This is a genomic window from Sphingomonas sp. CROZ-RG-20F-R02-07 (genome assembly GCF_022662335.1).
Lineage (GTDB): Bacteria > Pseudomonadota > Alphaproteobacteria > Sphingomonadales > Sphingomonadaceae > Sphingomonas.
Genome location: NZ_JAKNQJ010000001.1, coordinates 203,944 through 221,003 on the forward strand (window position 1 = coordinate 203,944; position 17,060 = coordinate 221,003).

The 17,060-nt window shown below is 67.8% G+C and carries 14 protein-coding genes; 2 read left to right on the forward strand and 12 right to left on the reverse strand.

Annotated elements, in window-relative coordinates:
- Nucleotides 1–58: 58 nt before the first annotated feature.
- Nucleotides 59–2,500: a TonB-dependent receptor gene (locus tag L8H00_RS00935; RefSeq protein WP_242095344.1), complete on the reverse strand. Its 2,442-nt coding sequence runs from the start codon at nt 2,498–2,500 to the stop codon at nt 59–61.
- Between the two features lie 271 nt (nt 2,501–2,771).
- Between L8H00_RS00935 and L8H00_RS00940 the strand changes: the two genes are divergently transcribed.
- Both L8H00_RS00940 and L8H00_RS00945 read left to right on the forward strand, forming a co-directional pair.
- Nucleotides 2,772–3,986 (forward strand): MFS transporter, encoded by a 1,215-nt coding sequence (locus tag L8H00_RS00940; protein ID WP_242095345.1) that lies wholly within the window; start codon nt 2,772–2,774, stop codon nt 3,984–3,986.
- Nucleotides 3,983–5,464, forward strand: a complete 1,482-nt coding sequence (locus L8H00_RS00945) for a trehalase family glycosidase (RefSeq protein WP_242095346.1) — start codon at nt 3,983–3,985, stop codon at nt 5,462–5,464. The genes L8H00_RS00940 and L8H00_RS00945 overlap by 4 nt, the downstream gene beginning before the upstream one ends.
- Nucleotides 5,465–5,609: 145 nt before the next feature.
- Here the strand turns inward: L8H00_RS00945 and L8H00_RS00950 are convergent, their stop codons facing one another.
- The 11 genes from L8H00_RS00950 to L8H00_RS01000 form a co-directional block, all read right to left on the reverse strand.
- A complete protein-coding gene (locus L8H00_RS00950) occupies nt 5,610–6,770 on the reverse strand; it encodes a HAMP domain-containing sensor histidine kinase (protein WP_242095347.1) in 1,161 nt (386 codons plus the stop codon).
- On the reverse strand, nt 6,763–7,551 hold the full coding sequence (locus tag L8H00_RS00955) for an alpha/beta hydrolase (RefSeq protein ID WP_242095348.1): 789 nt from the start codon (nt 7,549–7,551) through the stop codon (nt 6,763–6,765). Before L8H00_RS00955 ends, L8H00_RS00950 begins: the two co-directional genes overlap by 8 nt.
- 118 nt (nt 7,552–7,669) lie before the next feature.
- Entirely contained in the window at nt 7,670–9,379 is a 1,710-nt protein-coding gene (locus tag L8H00_RS00960) for a hypothetical protein (RefSeq protein ID WP_242095349.1), read from the reverse strand.
- Nucleotides 9,380–9,431: 52 nt separating this feature from the next.
- Complete coding sequence (locus L8H00_RS00965; protein WP_242095350.1) at nt 9,432–10,514, reverse strand: chemotaxis response regulator protein-glutamate methylesterase; 1,083 nt, start codon at nt 10,512–10,514, stop codon at nt 9,432–9,434.
- Nucleotide 10,515: 1 nt separating this feature from the next.
- Nucleotides 10,516–11,373: a CheR family methyltransferase gene (locus L8H00_RS00970; protein ID WP_242095351.1), complete on the reverse strand. Its 858-nt coding sequence runs from the start codon at nt 11,371–11,373 to the stop codon at nt 10,516–10,518.
- A gap of 89 nt (nt 11,374–11,462) precedes the next feature.
- Nucleotides 11,463–11,933, reverse strand: coding sequence for a chemotaxis protein CheW (locus L8H00_RS00975; protein ID WP_242095352.1), 471 nt, complete (start codon nt 11,931–11,933; stop codon nt 11,463–11,465).
- On the reverse strand, nt 11,930–13,759 hold the full coding sequence (locus L8H00_RS00980; RefSeq protein ID WP_242095353.1) for a methyl-accepting chemotaxis protein: 1,830 nt from the start codon (nt 13,757–13,759) through the stop codon (nt 11,930–11,932). Before L8H00_RS00980 ends, L8H00_RS00975 begins: the two co-directional genes overlap by 4 nt.
- Before the next feature lie 23 nt (nt 13,760–13,782).
- Nucleotides 13,783–14,310, reverse strand: a complete 528-nt coding sequence (locus L8H00_RS00985; RefSeq protein ID WP_242095354.1) for a chemotaxis protein CheW — start codon at nt 14,308–14,310, stop codon at nt 13,783–13,785.
- On the reverse strand, nt 14,297–16,264 hold the full coding sequence (locus L8H00_RS00990) for a chemotaxis protein CheA (RefSeq protein ID WP_242095355.1): 1,968 nt from the start codon (nt 16,262–16,264) through the stop codon (nt 14,297–14,299). The genes L8H00_RS00985 and L8H00_RS00990 overlap by 14 nt, the downstream gene beginning before the upstream one ends.
- On the reverse strand, nt 16,261–16,629 hold the full coding sequence (locus L8H00_RS00995) for a response regulator (RefSeq protein ID WP_242095356.1): 369 nt from the start codon (nt 16,627–16,629) through the stop codon (nt 16,261–16,263). Before L8H00_RS00995 ends, L8H00_RS00990 begins: the two co-directional genes overlap by 4 nt.
- The gene (locus L8H00_RS01000) at nt 16,626–16,937 is read right to left on the reverse strand and encodes an STAS domain-containing protein (RefSeq protein WP_242095357.1); all 312 of its coding nucleotides are present in this window, start codon (nt 16,935–16,937) and stop codon (nt 16,626–16,628) included. Before L8H00_RS01000 ends, L8H00_RS00995 begins: the two co-directional genes overlap by 4 nt.
- Nucleotides 16,938–17,060 lie beyond the last annotated feature (123 nt).

A 17,060-nucleotide genomic window follows, 5' to 3' on the forward strand; every position in this document is an offset into this window, starting at 1 on the left:
GGGCGGGAGACCGGCCGACGGCATCGCGCCGTTGCTGGCCGATCTCCCGTCGGCGGCCTCAGAACTTGTAGGCCGCGGTGATCGTGGCATGCCGGCCGAAGATCGGCCGTCCCAGGAAATAGCCGTTCTGATTGGCCGCCCCGACGGTCCGCACATTGCCTTCGGTCAGCGCGAGCGTGTTGGTCACGTTCTCGCCGGTGGCCTGGATCGAGAAGCGATCGTTGATGTCGAGCGAGCCGCCAAGATCGACCGTGTTGTAGCTGCCTAGCCGCTGCTGGTTCTCCAGATCGGCGAAGCGGTCGCCGATATGGGTGAAGGTGCCGAACAACCGCGCCTGACCCCAGCCCGTGCGGAAGGTGTAGGACGGGATGGCCGCGATCTGGAACCGGGGTTGGCGGTTGACGTCGTTGCCCGAATTGGTCCCGAAATCGACGAACTTGCCGTTCTGCACCACGCCCCGCACGGCGAGCTGGGCCCCCGCGACCGGCCGCACCGCGCCTTCGAATTCGAGGCCATAGGCGCGCGATCCGCCGAACTGGACGACGTTCTGCTCCACGCCGTTGATGATCCGGATGTCCTGGAACACGAGATTGTGGAAGCGATTGTAGAAGCCGGTAAGATAAAGATCGTACAGGTGCGTCGCCGTCTTCAGGCCGGCTTCGTACTGGTCCGCGACCTGCGGCTTGATGTTCTGGATCGCGGTCGCATTGCCGCGAAGATCGTCGAACTGCGGAAGCAACGCACCATGGTTGGCGCGCACGAAACCGTTCAGATGGTCTCCGAACGCATAATCCGCGCCGGCCGTCCAGCTCACTTGCGTCTTCGTGTAGCGCGCGTCGGAGAAGGTGCCGTTCAGATAGGTGGCGCCGTTGTTGTACGCGGTCAGCGGATTGTTATCGAGATCGCCGGTGGAGCTGTTCTCGTAATGGTCGGTCAGAATGGTGTGCTCGACGCGGACGCCGCCGTCGAGTCGCAACTGCCCGATCTTCCACTCGTCGCTGACATAGCCCGCGACGTTGTCGCTGCGGTAATAGGCGTTGACGTCATAGCTGTTCGCGCTGGTGAAGCCGTTGCGGGTCAACTGGGTGCCGTTGACGAGCGTCGCGTTCAGCACCCGCGCCTGCGGCTCGAGCGCCAGCAGGATGTTGTTGCCGAGATTCCACACGTCATGATCGTTCACATGCGCATAATAGCCGCCGAGCGTCAGCGTGTTGCCCGCGAACAGCTGCTTGGAGATCTTCAGTTCGTCGGTGAAGCTCTCGATATGCTTCTGGACGGACCAGATGCCCGCTTGGATGGTCTGCTGGCCGGGCGTCAGCGCCACGCCGCTGTCGGCATAGGTCACGGTGCCCGCGCCGCCCGAGGCCGCGAGATAGGCCGCGACGGTCTGCGGGTTGCTGCCGGTGAACAGCGCGGACGTATCGGCCGTGCCCCTGGTGTAGTTCACGTTGTTCTGGACCTGTACGAAGCCCAGATCATAGTTGAACGTGCTGCCGAAGGTGTAGAGATGCGCGCCGCGTCCGTTCGACAGATCGACCTGCTTCTTCTGGGTCGCGCCGCCATTGATGGCTGGCCCGGTTTCGATCATCGTGGTCTCGATCTCGCGGCCGACCAGCGTGTCGGTGCGGGCGTCGAAGCCGGCGAAGGTCTGGAAGCCGCTGCCGTTCTGGACGAGCGGCATCGGCGTGTAGAAGGCGTCCTTGTCGCCGAGATAGCGGCCATAGACCGTGAGCTTGCCTGCGCCGAAATCATGCGTGATGCTGCCCGTCACCTGGCCGCCGAGATCGCCCGTGAAGCCGGTGTGACGGAAACCGTCCGAATAGCGGTAGAAACCGCCGAGCATGTACGTGGTGTTGGCGTCGATCGGCCCTTGCGCGACCGCATCCAGCCGGTACGTCCCCTCGGTGCCATAGGTCGTGCGCAACGAGAGCTGCGGATCCTGCGTGCCCGTCTTCAGGATGAAGTTGGTGGTGGCGCCGGGCTGGCCGTTGGCGAAGATCGGGCTGGGGCCGCCGCGCAGCACCTCCACGCGCTCGACCGTGTCGTCCAGGCGAAAGACCGAGCTGTCCTCCAGGAACGACAGCGACGAGGGCTGGATGATCGGAGAGCCGTTCATCTCGACCGTCAGAAAGGGCGCGTCGCCGGTAGACGGGAAGCCGCGGATGAAGACGTTCGCGCCGGCCTGGCCGCCCGAACTCTCAACCCACAGGCCGGGCACGATCTTGAGCAGATCCGCCGTCGACGTGGGCTGGACCTCGCGGATCTGCTCGGCGGTGGCGGTCGAGATCGAATAGCTCGCATCGAGCTTGCGCAGGCCCTCGCGATTGGGGGTGCCGGTCACGACGATGTCGTCGGGGGTCGCATCCGGCTGTGCGGCCTGGCCCGATGGCGCCTGAGGCGAAGCGTCGGCAGGCGCGGTCTGCGCGACCGCCGGGACGGACAGCATCGCCGAGCCGCAAAGCAGCCCCGCGATCACATGCGTGAAATTCATGGCCTTCATCCACCCTCTCCCTGTCGAACGGGCACACTTGCCTCGCCGGATTTGGGTTAGATGCGTTTGAAACGCATTTCAATATTCTTTTCATACCTTTGTACGGATGGTCACTTGCGCCAAGCGCACCCGCAGCATCATGCACAGGGCCGGACGCAACGCCGTTGAAAAGCGTTTCAGAACTGTTAGACAGGCGGTGAACGGACGATCGATCCGAACAGGCGGGGACCCCATGAGTTACGTCGGCGCGAAGCCCAAGCCGTCCGGGCGGAATCCATCGATGCGCGTGCGGACGATCGTCGCGCTCGCGCTGAGCTATGCGACGCTCGGCATCCTCATGAACAGCGTCGGCGTCGTCATCCTGCAATCGATCGAGCATCTGGGCGCGACCAAGGTGATGGGTTCGGGTCTGGAGGCGTGCAAGGATCTGTCGGTGGTGGCGGCCTCCTTCTTCCTCGCGACCCGCGTCGCCGCGTTCGGGTTCCGGCGCGCCATCATCGGCGTCCTGATGCTCATGGCGGCGACGTGCCTGATCGTGTCCACGCTGGGCAGCTTCACCGCCATGCAGGGCCTGTTCGTCATGACCGGCCTGGGCTTCGGCATCGTCAAGGTCGCCACCTATGCCACGATCGGGCAATTGGCGCGCGATCCGGCGGAACATGCCGGCATCACCAACACCGTGGAGGGCGCGTTCATGGTCGGTGTGCTGGCGGGCATCTGGATCTTCTCCTGGTTCGTCGGTGGTGGCGCGTGGCTGCATGTCTATTGGCTGCTCGCGGGGCTGTGCGGCGTCAGCGCACTGCTGTGGGCGACGGTGTCGCTGGGCGAACCGGCGGCCCGCGCCGCATCGTCGCAGGCCGGCTGGCGCGAGATGGCGACGCTGGCGATGCTGCCGGCCACGACGATCATGCTCGTGGCGCTGTTCTTCTACGTGCTGATCGAACAGGGCGTGGGAAGCTGGCTGCCGACCTTCAACCGCGAAGTCCTGCATTTGCCGACCGCGATGAGCGTGCAGATGTCGACGATCTTCCTCGCCTCGCTCGCGCTCGGCCGGCTGGCTTCGGGCTGGCTGCTGCGGCGCCGGTCGTGGCTGTTCGTGCTGCTCGCCTGTCTCGGCGCGATCGCGGTGCTGATCCTCGTCTCGCTGCCGCTCGCGCGCGGCGTCGTGCCGCGCGCCGATATCGGCTGGTCCGACGCCCCGGTCGCGGCGTTCCTGTTTCCGCTTCTGGGGCTGTTCATGGCGCCGATCTATCCGACCGTGTGTTCGGTCGCGCTCAGCGCCTTGCCACAGGCGCACCACCCGGCGATGATCGGGCTGATCGTGATCTTCTCCGCACTCGGCGGCACGATCGGATCGTTTCTGACCGGGCTGCTCTTCCAGCACCTGTCCGGCGCACTCGCCTTCTATTTCCTGCTCGTCCCGATCGGCGTGATCGCCGCGACCCTGCCGGTCATGCGCCGACGCCAGCGCGACGCGGCGGCGGTGGGCGCATGACGCCGCCGGGCCCGGCGGCGCTGTTCGGTCCGATCTTCACGGCCGTTCAGGAACGCGCGCTGTTCACCGATTCGAAGTCGTTCGCCGATGCCGTGCCGCGGCGCCCGCTGGCGGACATCCTCCGCGCTTGGGACGCGGCACCGCCCGTCGGCGACGATGCGCTGCGCATCTTCGTCGCGCACCATTTCGAACTGCCCGCCGACGATCGCGAAGCCGTGCGCGGCGAAGCGCCGCTGGTCGATCATATCCGCAACCTCTGGCCGGTGCTCACCCGCGAGCAGACCCACGCCGCGCCGCAATCCTCCGAGATCGCGATGCCGCGGCCGTTCGTGGTTCCCGGCGGTCGCTTCCGCGAGCTCTATTACTGGGACAGCTATTTCACGCTTCTCGCGCATCGACGGCTCGGCAACCCACAGCCGGTCGAGGACGCGATCGCGAATTTCGGTAGCCTGCTCGACCGGTTCGGCCACATCCCCAACGGCACGCGCACCTATTATCTCGGCCGTTCGCACCCGCCGGTCTTCTATCTGGTTGCGGGCCTGTCGAACGCGCGAGGCGAGGCGGCACGGCGCCAGCGTCTCCAGTGGATGCAGACCGAGCACCGCTTCTGGATGGCGGGGGCCGAGAGGTTGCAGCCGGGCGAGGAGCATCGCCGCGTCGTGCGGCTGGCGGACGGCGCGGTCCTCAATCGCTATTGGGACGATCAGCCTTCCCCGCGGGACGAATCCTGGCGTGAGGACGTGGCGCTGGCGGCGGAGGCCCCCGACCGGGACAGCGCGACGCTATGGCGCGACGTTCGCGCCGCGGCGGAGAGCGGCTGGGACTTCAGCTCGCGCTGGCTGGGCGATGGTCGCACGCTGGCGACGATCCGAACCACGCGCCTGATCCCGATCGATCTGAACTGCCTGCTGCACGGGCTGGAGCAGGCGATCGCCGACGAGGCCGAAGCGCTGGGCCATGCCGCCGACGCCGCAGCGTTCGCCGACCGGGCGGCCAAGCGCGCGGCGGCGATCAACGCTCATCTCTGGAACGCCGCGGGCGGTTTCTACGCCGATTACGACATCGATGCGGCGCGGGTCTCCAACCAGCTCACAGCCGCGTGCGGCTTTCCCCTGTTCACGGCCGTCAGCGACGCGGAGCGGGGCGCGATCTCGGTGCGCGCGATCGAGCAGCTTTTGCGCGACGGCGGCATCGTGACGACGCTCGACGAGACCGGCGAGCAATGGGACGCGCCGAACGGCTGGGCGCCGCTGCAATGGATCGTGGCGCAGGGATTGCGCCGTCACGGCCATATCGCGCTCGCCGCGACCATCGCCGAGCGCTGGTCGTCGATGGTCGAGCGCAACTACCGTGCAAGCGGCGTCCTGCTGGAAAAATACGACGTCGAACGCGGACGCCCCGGCAGCGGCGGGGAGTATGTGGCGGAAATCGGCTTCGGCTGGACGAACGGCGTGACGCTCGCGTTTCTCGATCCCTGACCGATCGCTGCCGGGGCGGGATTGAGCGGGATCTCCGTCGAAGGCGGTCGCTGCCCGTCTCCGCACGACGTTGCAGCACCGGACTGAGGGCAAAGGGCTGAAGGCGCGCACCGTCTTGCCGGCCGTCGAGCGATGACGAGCCGATCTATGCCGGCGGCATGGTGTCTTCGTTCGCGGTCGAGGCGAGCGGCATCGAGAAGGTGAACCGCGTCTCTTCGTCCGACGAGGTCACGCCGAGCGCGCCGCCATGGGCCTTGGCGATCTCGGATGCGATGTAGAGACCCAGTCCAAGCCCCTCCTGGCTGGCACGCACCTCGCCACGCACGAACGGCTGGAACAGTCGCGCCATGGCGTCCGGCGGAATGGCCGTGCCGGCGTTCGCCACCGATATCGTCAGCACGTCGTCGGCGGTGGTCGCGCTCAGGCTGACGGGTGCGTCCTTCGCGCCGTGGGTCAGCGCGTTTCCGAGCAGGTTGGATGCGAGCTGTCCGAGCCGGGACGGATCGCAGTCCACCGGCAGCATCGTGCCGAAACGCACGTCGATGACGCGGTGAGGCGAGGAGAGCCGCAGCTCCTCCGCCACCTGCGCCAGCAAGGGGGCGATGGCGACCTGCCGTCTGACGTCGAGCGGGGCGCCGCCGCCCAGCCGGCCGCGCGCGAAGTCGAGTACGTCGTCGATCAGCGCCGACATGCGCGCGACGCTGCCCTCCACCAGCTCGACCACGCGAAACCCGTCCGGGCCAAGCCGTTCCCGGCGCCTCAGCAGCCGCATGCCGGCCTCGATGGACGCGACGGGATTGCGCAAATCATGTCCGAGAACGGCGATGAACTGCTCGCGCAGTTCGGCGGTATCGACCGCGGCAGCGAGCAGGGTCTCGCTCGCCCTGCGCGCCTCGACAAGCTCGTGTTCCCAGCGACGCCGCTGCCCGGCCTTGACCAGCACGAGCCGGTAGTGGGGACGCCCGCTCGATCCCACATGCTCGACGCCGTGTGCGAAGACCGGGATGCGTTCGCCGGTTCTCGCCTTCAGCTCAAGCGCCAGTTCCTCGATGCGTCCCTGCAGGCGCAGCATCGGCGCGCCATGCGTCTCGAAGAAGATGCGCGTCCCGACCGTGAGCAGATCGGCCAGCCGCTTGCCGGTCAGCTCGGCGTGGCTGAACCCCGTCCAGGTCGCGAGCGTCGCGTTGACCTTGAAGATGCGCCCATCGTCCAGCATCGACAGATAGCCGCAGGGTGCATCGTCGTAGAGGTCGGCAAAATGCTCGACCGGCAGGGCCGGGACCGGCGGATCGCCCGTCTCAGACAAAGGCGCGGATCGCGGCGATCACCTGATCGGGTGCGCTGAGGTTCGGGCAGTGGCCCGAGGCATCGAGCAACTGCATCCTGCTGTTCGGGATCGCCCGCTGAACGAACTCTCCGACCGCAACCGGCGCGATGGCGTCATCCCGGCATTGCAGCACCAGCGTCCTCGCGCGGACGCCGGCCAGATCGGATCGATTGTCCGACGTGAAGGTCACGCGGGCGAACGCCGCGGCCAGCGCCGGATCGGTACGGCAGAAGCTCGCTTCCAGCTCGTGCGCCAACTCGGGCCGATCGGCATTGCCCATGATCGTCGGCGCCATCGTGGCGGCCCAGCCCATGTGATTGTTGGCCAGATAGTCGAGCAGTTCGTCGATCTCATCCGCCGCGAAGCCACCGACATAGTCGTCATCGTCTATGTAGCGTGGCGACGGACTGACGAGCACGAGGTCGGAGAAGAGCCTGGGCTGGGCGGCCGACGCCAACACGCCGATCATCGCGCTGACCGAGTGGCCGACGAAGACGGCATCGCGCAAGTCCAGTGTCTGCCCGAGTTCGATGACATCCTCAGCATAGCCGTCGAGCCTGGCATATTTGGCGGCATCATAGGCCGACAGATCCGACGAACCCGCACCGACATGGTCGAACAGGACGGTACGATGGCTGCCGCGAAACGCCGGTTCGACGAACCGCCACATGTTCTGATCGCAACCAAAGCCATGCGCGAAGACCATGGCACGCTCGCCCGCGCCGCCGATGGTGACATTGTTTCGAGCGATCGTATTCATGGTGTCGCCCTCTCACGCGCCTGCGCCGCTTACGAGGATCGGGTTCGCGAGGAAAGGGGATCGTTCGCGGGGCGTATCGTCTCATCCGCGAGGATGGAGGAGCGGCCCCGGCATGGCGTCAGAACAGGCCGTCGTCATCCTCGTCGAACAGGCCGTCGTCGCTCGAAACGCTTCCGACCGGCGACATGCCCGTAAGCAGAAACTCGTCATGCACGCCACGCTCCTGCGCCATGGTGTACAGGTCGGCGATCCGCGGCAGCAGGTCGCGCAGCACCGCATCCGCGCGATCGGGCAGGGCCGTGTCGTCGCCCGCCGCAAGGGCGAGCGACGAACCCGCCTGCCGGATGGCGTCGCTCAGCGCCAGTTCGTCGGCAAGCTCGGCGCTCGTCTGATCGATGATCGCGATCACTTCGTTCGCATCGTCGCTGCCCCGGCTTACCCCGCGTTCGGTGCGCCGGCAGCCATCCCCGATCGTGTTCAACGCCTCCGACAGCGCTTGCGAGCCGTCTATCCGTTCCGGCCCGCCCTGGGCGGCTTTCATCGACACGCCCACCTGGGTCAGCTCGTGGATCGGCCCCATCACGCCGTCCAGCGCGGTGCCGAGCCGGTTCGCATAGACGTCGACCTCGCTCGCGATCACGGCGACGGCCTTGCCGACATCGCCGAACCGGCGACACATCAGGCGCGTGTTGATGGCGATGTCCTGCACGTCGAGCCGGATGCGCCGGATCCGGTCGGACCGGGCAGCCAGCGCGTCCACGGCTTCGGTGATCGCGCCCACCATCACGTGCGAGCGCCGGTCCGCCTCGTGGAGCTGCGACGTCAGCCGCTCGACATCGCCGATCCCGTGTTCCAGCCGCTGGAGGAAGTTGCGCCCCTCGTCGGCGTTGCCGTTTTCGATCAGCGACAACAGGCGCGCGGTATCCGGCGCCAGCTCGCCGAGCGAGCCCACCAGCAGGCTCGCCTCGCGATCGAAGTCCGTCGCGATCGCCGCGAGTTGCGCGTCGAGCATGCGATAGACATGCGCGACGACCGCATGCTCGGCCGCGCCGTCCCCAGTTGCCGGCCGGGCACCCAGCATCTGGAGCGCGGCCACGACATGTTCGAGCCGCTGGCGCGTGCTGTCGCCGACCTGGAGCGCACCCAGGATCGTCGCCACCCGGGCCTGAATGTCGCGGGCGATCACGCTGACGCGCCGTGCGGCTTCGGCGACGGTTTCGAGATGCGCGTGCAGTTCCGCCGCATCGCCGGCCAGCTTGCGCGGCACGTCGGGCGCCACCTTGCCGCACTCCGCAGCGAGCAGCCGTTCGGCCTGATGCGCGGCCGCGACCGCGGCGGTCAGCCCCTTCAGGACGAGCTGGAAGGCGTCGAGCTCCTGTTCCCCCACGCCCAACGTCCGCGTCATGCCGTCGACGAAGACGACGAACTGATCCGCGCCCGATGCCGCGATCTTGATGTTGACGCCGTAGATCCGCAGCACCTGGAGCGCATGGTGCATGTCCACCACCTGTTCGCGCAGCGACTTGGTCATCGCCGACACGGTCGCCAGATCGGCCGTGCGCTCCGCTTGGGCGATGGGCAGCGCGGCGAGCCGTTCCGCCACGTCGCCCAGATCGCGCACGGCGGCCCCCGCCGCCCGCTCGTCGAGCGCCTTGGTCACATCGTCGAGCGCGTCGATCACCCGGCCGATCGCCGTCACGGCGGTGGCGAGCGTCGTGCCCGCATGCAGGAAGCGGGCATCGAGCCCGGCGGCGAGATCGGTCAGATCCTTCTGGACGCCGGTCAGCAGATCGGCGGCGCCTTCGCCATCGATATGGGTCAGATACATGTCGTCTCTCCTTGTCGGGCGGGCGCCGCGGGGCGGTGGCGATGCTGCCACGTCATCGTGCCGCAGCCTGCAGCAGCTCGCGCGCGATGTGGTTCAGCGGGGCGATCCGGTCGGCGGCACCGCGCGCGATCGCCTCCTTGGGCATGCCGAACACGATGGAGCTGGCCTCGTCCTGTGCGATCGTGCGGGCACCGGCCTGTTTCATCTCCAGCAGACCGCGCGCGCCGTCGTCGCCCATGCCGGTCATGATGATGCCGACCGCGTTGGCGCCGGCGTTGCGCGCCGCGGACCGGAACAGCACGTCGACCGACGGGCGATGGCGCGAAACCAGCGGTCCCTCGCGCACCGCCACCACATAGCGCGCGCCCTGGCGTTCGAGCATCGTGTGGCGCAGCCCGCCCGGCGCGATCAGCACATGGCCGCGCATCACGGTGTCGCCGTCCTCGGCCTCCTTCACGTCGACCTCGCACAGCCCGTTGAGCCGCTTGGCAAAGGCCTTGGTGAAGCTTTCGGGCATGTGCTGGACGATGACGATCCCCGGCGCGTTGGCGGGCAGCGCCTCCAGCACCTCGCGCAGCGCCTCGGTGCCCCCGGTGGAGGCGCCGATGCAGACGACCATTTCCGTCGTGCGGCTCATCGCCTTGCCGCTGGGTGGCGGCAGCACCGCGTCGGCGGTGAGCCTGCGTTGCGGGGCCTGGGCCTGGGCGCGATCGCCGCTTCGTTTTGCCTGCACCCGCGCCCGTGCGGCCCCCTTCACCGTCTCGCGGATCATCATCCGCGCCTCGGCGAGATGATCGGCCACGCCGATGCGCGGCTTCAGGATCACGTCGACCGCGCCCGCCTCCAGCGCCTGGAGCAAGGTCTCCGATCCCTCCTCGACCAGCGACGAACACATCACCACGGGCGTGGGGCATTGGCTCATCAGCTTGCGCAGAAAGGTGACGCCGTCCATCCGCGGCATCTCGACGTCGAGCGTGATGACGTCGGGCACCTCCTCCTGGATGTAGCGCGCCGCCGCGAACGGGTCGGCGGCGGTCGCGATCACCTCAATCTCGGGATCCTCCTGGAGGATCGCGGTCATCACTTGGCGGACGCTGGCGCTGTCGTCGATGACGAGAACCCGGACCTTCTTCATGTCAGTTCCGTTCGAATACGGTGTAGGAGACCGGTCTGACCGGCAGATCGAGCCCGGCGATCGATTCCGAATGGCCGAGAAACAGATGGCCGCCGGGGCGCAGGCACGCGCACAGCCGCCGGACGACGGCTTCCTGCGTGGCGCGGTCGAAATAGATCAGCACGTTGCGGCAGAAGATCACGTCCATCGGCGCGCCGACCGGATAATGGTCGTCCATCAGGTTGAGCGGGGCGAAGCCGACCGCCGATCGGAGCGCGGGCACGATCCGGACGCGATCGTCGCGGGGTGCCAGCGCGCGGGTGAGATAGCGGTTGCGCAGGGCAGGGGGCACGGGCTCCACCAGCGCGGCGGGATAGATGCCGCGGCGTGCGGTCTCCAGCACCTCGGTGTCGATGTCGGTCGCCAGGATGCCATAGTCGATGCCGTTCGCCTGCGCGAACCGGTCGAGCAGCATCGCCATGGTATAGGGTTCCGCACCCGTCGAGCACGCCGCGCTCCACGCCCGCAGCCGACGCCGGCCGGTCGCGGCGAACGCCGGCAGCACCGTATCGACGAGAAAGTCGAAATGGCCCGGCTCGCGAAAGAAGTCGGTCTTGTTGGTGGTTACGGCGTTGATGAGATGGCCGGTCTCGGCATCGTCGGCTTGGCCGCTGAAGAAATGGTCGCAATAGGCGTCGAGCGTCGCGCACGCGGTGTCGCGCAACCGCCGACGCAGGCGGCCTTCCAGCATCACCGCCTTGGTCAGCGGCATCTTGATTCCGGTCCGGTCGAAGACGAAGGCGGACAGGCGCGCCAGATTCTGCGGGCTGAGCCGATCGACACCGGTGCGGGCGATCATGAGGGTCGAGGCAGCGGACATGGGAGCGGTTTCCGGTCGATCGGCCAAAGGGATGGTTCCGGAACGCCCCGGCCGGCGCGGCGCGGGGCCATGCTCCGACCGGGGCCGGATCAGGCGGCGACGCCGAGCGCGGCGACATCGGCAGCGAAGATCCGCGCGATGTCCACCAGGACGACGAAGGCGCCCGCGTCGCGGACGACGCCCTGGATATAATCGGAACGCCACCGCAGCCCGATATCGGGCGCGGCCTCGATCCGGTCGGCGCTGAAGGTCGCGACCGCCAGCACGCGATCGACCACCAGCCCGAGCGCCACCTGCCGATCGGCGAGCGGGACATCCACGATCAGCACGCGCGTGGCCAGCGTGGGTTCGGCGCGCGCCAGACCCAGCCGTGTGCGCAGATCGACCATCGGCACGCCCTGGCCGCGAACGTCGGTGAGGCCGAGCATCCAATCCGGCCCATGGGGGACGCGGAAGGCGGGCGTGTAGTCGAGGATTTCCCGCACCATCGTCACCGACAGGGCGAAGACCTCGTCGCCCAGGCCGAAGGTGACGGCCTGGACCTGGGCGGCGGCGCTCATGCGGCCTGGCCGAATTCGGCGTCTTCGTCGTCCGGGCCACCCTGCGCCAGATCGAGCGCGAAGCCGCGGACTCGCGCCTGCTGGTCGCCGACCGAACCTGCCCGCGCCTTGCCGGCGGGTGCGGGCTTGGCCTTGGCGGCCGCCTTCACCTTGGCAGGCGCCTTGCGGGCCGACGCCGGCGCCTTGCGTGCGGCGGTCACCGGCTGCACCCGGGCGTCGCCATCGTCGACCCGGAAATAGGCGATGCTGGTCTGCAATTCCTCGGCCTGACCCGCCAGCTCTTCCGAGGTGGACGAGATCTGTTCCGAGGCGCCCGCATTCTGCTGGGTGACGGTGTCGAGCTGCTGGATGGCCTGGTTGATCTGACTCGCCCCGATATCCTGCTCGCGGCACGCCGCGCTGATCTCCGCGACGAGTTCGGCGGTCCGGCGGATGTCGGGCACGAGGCGCGTGAGCATGTCGCCCGCTTCGGCCGCGGCCTTCACCGTCTCCGTCGACACCGAACCGATCTCGGCCGCCGCGGTCTGACTGCGCTCGGCCAGCTTGCGCACCTCCGAGGCGACGACCGCGAAGCCTTTGCCGTGCTCGCCGGCGCGCGCCGCCTCGACCGCCGCGTTCAGCGCCAGCAGGTCGGTCTGGCGGGCGATCTCCTGGACGATGCCGATCTTCTCGGCGATGGTGCGCATCGCGCCCACCGCCTTGTCGACCGCCACGCCGCTCGCCTCGGCATCCTTGGACGACTGGCGCGCGATCTTTTCCGTCTGCGCGGCGTTGTCGGCGTTCTGTTTGATGTTGGCGGCCATCTGCTCCATCGATGCTGACGCTTCCTCGGCGGCGGCGGCCTGTTCGGTCGCGCCCTGCGAGACCTGCTCGGACGAGGCCGAGAGCTGCTGCGACCCCGCGGCCACATTGGCGGCGGCGGCGGATGCGTCACCCACCACGCGACGCAGACGCTCCACCATCGCGATCAGCGCATGGCCCAGCTTGTCCTTGTCCGACAGCGGCGTGTGATCGACCGTCAGGTCGCCGCCCGCGATCGCGTCCGCCAGCGAGGCGCTCATGCGCAGGTTGGTGGTCATGCGGTTGACGGTGGCGACGAGGTCCTTGATCTCGTCGTTGCTCGTCACCGTGACGTCCTGATCGAGATCGCCGATGGCCACGGCATCGATCGCGGCCCCGATCCGCTTCAGGCCCCGCGACACCAGCATGGAGATCCACAGCGCTCCGGCGACAGCGACGAGAATCGCGAGCGCCGCGGCGGCCAGCAGCGTCGCGCGGGCCTGGGCATAGAGGGCGTCGGTGTCCAGGTCGGCCTGGTGCATCTGCTGCTGGAGCAGAGCGACGACTTCGTCGGCGGACGCGGTGAGTTCGAGCGCGGCCTTTCGCGCGTCGGTGATCGAGAGCCGGCCCGCTTCGGCGTTCTCGTTTTTCATTCCGAGCGCACGGATCCGATCGTTGATCGCCTTATAGACATCCCATTCCTGTTGCATCTTGAGCCACAAAGGCTTGCTGACGGTCGCGGAGGCGATGCCTTCGCCGAGAAGCGTCTCCGCCTTCTTGCGATGCTCGGCGCTCTGACGGTCGAAGTCGCGCGTCAGCGCCTCGTCGGTCGTCAGCGCCATGTTCTTTTCGAGCCGCAGGACGAGGCCCAGTTCGATCTCGAATTGTTGCGCCACGTTCAGGCGGTGCGCAGGCCCCCCGATGACTTCGGTGATAGCCGAGTTGAGGCTGCTCATCCGGGTGATGCCGACGCCGACGACGGCCAGCATCATCAGGATCAGGATGCCGAACGTGGCCCCCAGTTTCATTTTGATGGTTGCACGCATTGTAGTTCCCCCCAAAGGACAGATCAGTGAATGGATCGCGGTGCGACGGGCTCGCCCCGTGTGATCGCGTCGAAGATCGCGTGGAGATCGGGCAGCACGACGATGTCGCCTGCGCCGTGGCGCACCAGCGCGCGGACGAAATCGCGGCGCCAGCGCAGGCCCACCACCGGCACGTCCTCGCTCGATTTCGCCGCGAAGGTCGCGACCTCATGGACCTTGTCGGTCTTGAGCCCGGCGGTGACCGCCTCGCCGTCCAGCATGATCTCGATCACGACGATCCGGCTGTCGACCGTGGCGTCGGAGGCCGGAATGCCGAAGGCGAGCCGCAGATCGGCCAGCGGGATGATCTTGCCGCGGAAGTTCACGACGCTGGCGAACAGCGCGGGCGCGCCCGGCACCCGCGTTTCCGGCATCATGTCCAGGATCTCGCGCACCAGCACCGCCTCGACCGCGAAGCTCTGGCCGCCCAGATCGAAGACGAGCACCTCGAGTTCGCCGTTCGTCCAGTCCTGATGGGCGACGACGCCCGTTTGGATCTCATCCGGCTGCACGGCGGCTCTCCTCGTCGGGTTGGGCGAGCGTCACGAGCTGGGCGATGTCGAGGATCAGCGCGACCTCGCCGTCGCCCAGGATCGTGGCGCCGGCAAAGGTGGCGGCATCGCGGTGGAGCGACGACATCGGCTTGATGACCGTCTGGTGGTTGCCGACGATCTGGTCGACGACCAGCCCGACGCGGCCTTGCGCGGTCGTGACCACCACGATCTTCTGATAGGGATCGGGGCGGGTATCGGTCGCGAACAGCTCGCGCAGCCGCACGAACGGCACGAGCCGCTCGCGCAGGGTGATGAGGCTGCGCCCGCGGTGGCGCATATCGTCTTCGAGGCTCAGCTCCAGGCATTCCTCGACCGCGGTCAGCGGGATCACGTAGCGCGCCGCACCCACCCGCACGAGCAGCCCGTCGATGATCGCGAGCGTCAGCGGGATGCGCAGCGAGATCGTCGATCCCGCGCCGTCGACCGACTGGACGTCGATCGACCCCCGCAACCCCTCGATGGTGCGTTTGACGACGTCCATGCCGACGCCCCGGCCCGACAGGCTGGTGACCTGCGCGGCGGTGGAAAAGCCGGGCGCGAAGATGAGCTGGAGCAGTTCCTGGTCCGTGAGCGCCTGACCGGGCTGGATCAGCCCGTTGGCCTCGGCCTTCGCGCGGACACGCCCGCGATCGATGCCGCGCCCGTCGTCGCGGATCGTGATGACCACCTCGCCGCCTGCCTGATGCGCCGACAGCCGCACCGTACCGGCGGGCGCCTTGCCCGCGGCGGTGCGTTGGCCCGGCTCCTCCAGCCCATGATCGCAGCTGTTGCGGATCAGGTGGACCATCGGATCGAACAGCCGCTCGATCACCGTCTTGTCGACCTCGGTCGCTTCGCCGTCGGTCGCGAGTTCGATCGTCTTGCCGGTGTCTCGCGCAAGATCGTGGATCAGCCGGCGGAAGCGCCCGAACAGCGAGGCGACAGGCACCATGCGCAGCACCATCATCGTGTCGCGCAATTCGCCGGCCAGCCGCTCGATCTCCTCCGATACCGAGCGCAGCACCAGATCGTGGCAATCATGCGCGAGCTGCGAAAGGCGGCTCTGCGCGATCACCAGTTCGCCGACGCGGTCCATCAGCGCGTCCAGCCGCTCCGCCGGAACGCGGACGGTTTCCTCCGTTCGCGCGGCTGCGGCCTTCGCGGTGGGGGTGGGCTGATCCGGCGCCACCGGCGCGGGGGCGGCGGGGATCGCGGCCTCGAGCGGCGCCACGATCGCGGCGGGTTCGGGCGTCAGGGGTTCGATCGCCAGCACCATGTCGTCCATGACGAAGATGAAGACGTCCTCGATATCGTCCCGCGTCACGTCGCCGAACAGCGTCGCGTTCCAGCCGACATGGCAGTGGGTGGGATCGAGATCGGCGAGCGCGGGGATGCCGCCGGTGTCCGCAACGATCGTGCAGTCGCCCAGCGTGCGCAGTTCATCGAGCAGGACGAGCGGATTGGTGCCGTTCGCCATGGCATCGGGCGGCAGGCGGAAGCGGATCTTCCACCCGCGCCGCACCTCGGATCCGGCCGCCATGCAGGGTTCGGGCGCGGTATCGGCGGCACCGTCGATCGCCGCCTGGAGCCGCGCGAGGATCGCGTCGCCATCCGCGGTAGGCGCATCGCCATCCACCAGCGCCCGCATATGATCCTGCGCGGACAGGATCACCGCGACCAGTTCGGCGGTCGCTGGCACCTGGCCCTTGCGCACGCGGTCGAACGCGCTTTCGCAATGATGGGTAAAACCCGCCAGCGCGTCGAAGCCGAACATCGCGCCCGAACCCTTGAGCGTATGCAGCCCGCGAAACACCGCATTGACGAGATCGTGATCGTCCAGCCGGTGGCCGAGATCCAGCAACCCCTGCTCGACCTGATCGAGCAGTTCGGCGGCCTCGACCCGAAAGGCGGCGACCGGATCCTCGGCGCTCACCGTCCGAGCACCTTGCGCGCGACCTTGACGAGCTGGTCGGCGACGAAGGGTTTGACCAGCCAGCCGGTCGCGCCGGCCGCCTTGGCCTGCGCCTTCATGTCGGCGTCGCTTTCGGTGGTCAGGAAGATGATCGGCACGCCGGCCTGGGCGGGCTGCTTGCGAAGCTCGCGGATCATCGTCAGGCCGTCCATGTTCGGCATGTTGAGATCGGTGACGATCAGGTCGAACTTGGCGTCGGCCGCCTTGGCGAGACCCTCGACGCCGTCGCACGCCTCGGTCACGGCATAGCCCGCGCCGGTGAGCGCGATGCGGATCGCCATGCGCAGGCTGGCGCTGTCGTCGACGGTAAGGATAGAGGCGCTCATCGCGGACATTCTCCGTGGAACCAGAAATGGGCAGATGCGGGATCGGGCTGTGCGGTGAAGCCGGCCCGATCGAGCAAAGCGGTGAGGACGGCATTGGCGGGCTGCGCGAGCGTCAGCGCCGTGCCGCGCCGTTCGGCTTCGATACGCGCGGCCGTGACCAATTGGACGAAACTCAGATCGGCGGCCCTTATCGGCGATGCATCGATGACGATGTCCGCACCCGCGGCCAAACCGTCGGACAGCTCCGCGTGCAGGTCCGCGACCGACTGTATGGTGACCGTCTCTGCGGTCCTGATCTCTGTTGCCATGTAACCCCCGTCCGTGCCGAGGTCCGGAGATAGCGGGGACTAGTTAATAACCCCAAAACGGTTTCTATTCATCGGCGCCGAAAGGCGGGCGTTATTGTTCGTTGTCTGTGGGCGGAGCCGCCG

Excerpts from the sequence above, each read along its gene's own strand:
- L8H00_RS00935 (WP_242095344.1), bottom strand. The coding sequence starts at position 2,500 with ATGAAGGCCATGAATTTCACGCATGTGATCGCGGGGCTGCTTTGCGGC.
- L8H00_RS00940 (WP_242095345.1), top strand. The coding sequence starts at position 2,772 with ATGCGCGTGCGGACGATCGTCGCGCTCGCGCTGAGCTATGCGACGCTC.
- L8H00_RS00945 (WP_242095346.1), top strand. The coding sequence starts at position 3,983 with ATGACGCCGCCGGGCCCGGCGGCGCTGTTCGGTCCGATCTTCACGGCC.
- L8H00_RS00955 (WP_242095348.1), bottom strand. The coding sequence starts at position 7,551 with ATGAATACGATCGCTCGAAACAATGTCACCATCGGCGGCGCGGGCGAG.
- L8H00_RS00960 (WP_242095349.1), bottom strand. The coding sequence starts at position 9,379 with ATGTATCTGACCCATATCGATGGCGAAGGCGCCGCCGATCTGCTGACC.
- L8H00_RS00965 (WP_242095350.1), bottom strand. The coding sequence starts at position 10,514 with ATGAAGAAGGTCCGGGTTCTCGTCATCGACGACAGCGCCAGCGTCCGC.
- L8H00_RS00970 (WP_242095351.1), bottom strand. The coding sequence starts at position 11,373 with ATGTCCGCTGCCTCGACCCTCATGATCGCCCGCACCGGTGTCGATCGG.
- L8H00_RS00975 (WP_242095352.1), bottom strand. The coding sequence starts at position 11,933 with ATGAGCGCCGCCGCCCAGGTCCAGGCCGTCACCTTCGGCCTGGGCGAC.
- L8H00_RS00980 (WP_242095353.1), bottom strand. The coding sequence starts at position 13,759 with ATGCGTGCAACCATCAAAATGAAACTGGGGGCCACGTTCGGCATCCTG.
- L8H00_RS00995 (WP_242095356.1), bottom strand. The coding sequence starts at position 16,629 with ATGAGCGCCTCTATCCTTACCGTCGACGACAGCGCCAGCCTGCGCATG.
- L8H00_RS01000 (WP_242095357.1), bottom strand. The coding sequence starts at position 16,937 with ATGGCAACAGAGATCAGGACCGCAGAGACGGTCACCATACAGTCGGTC.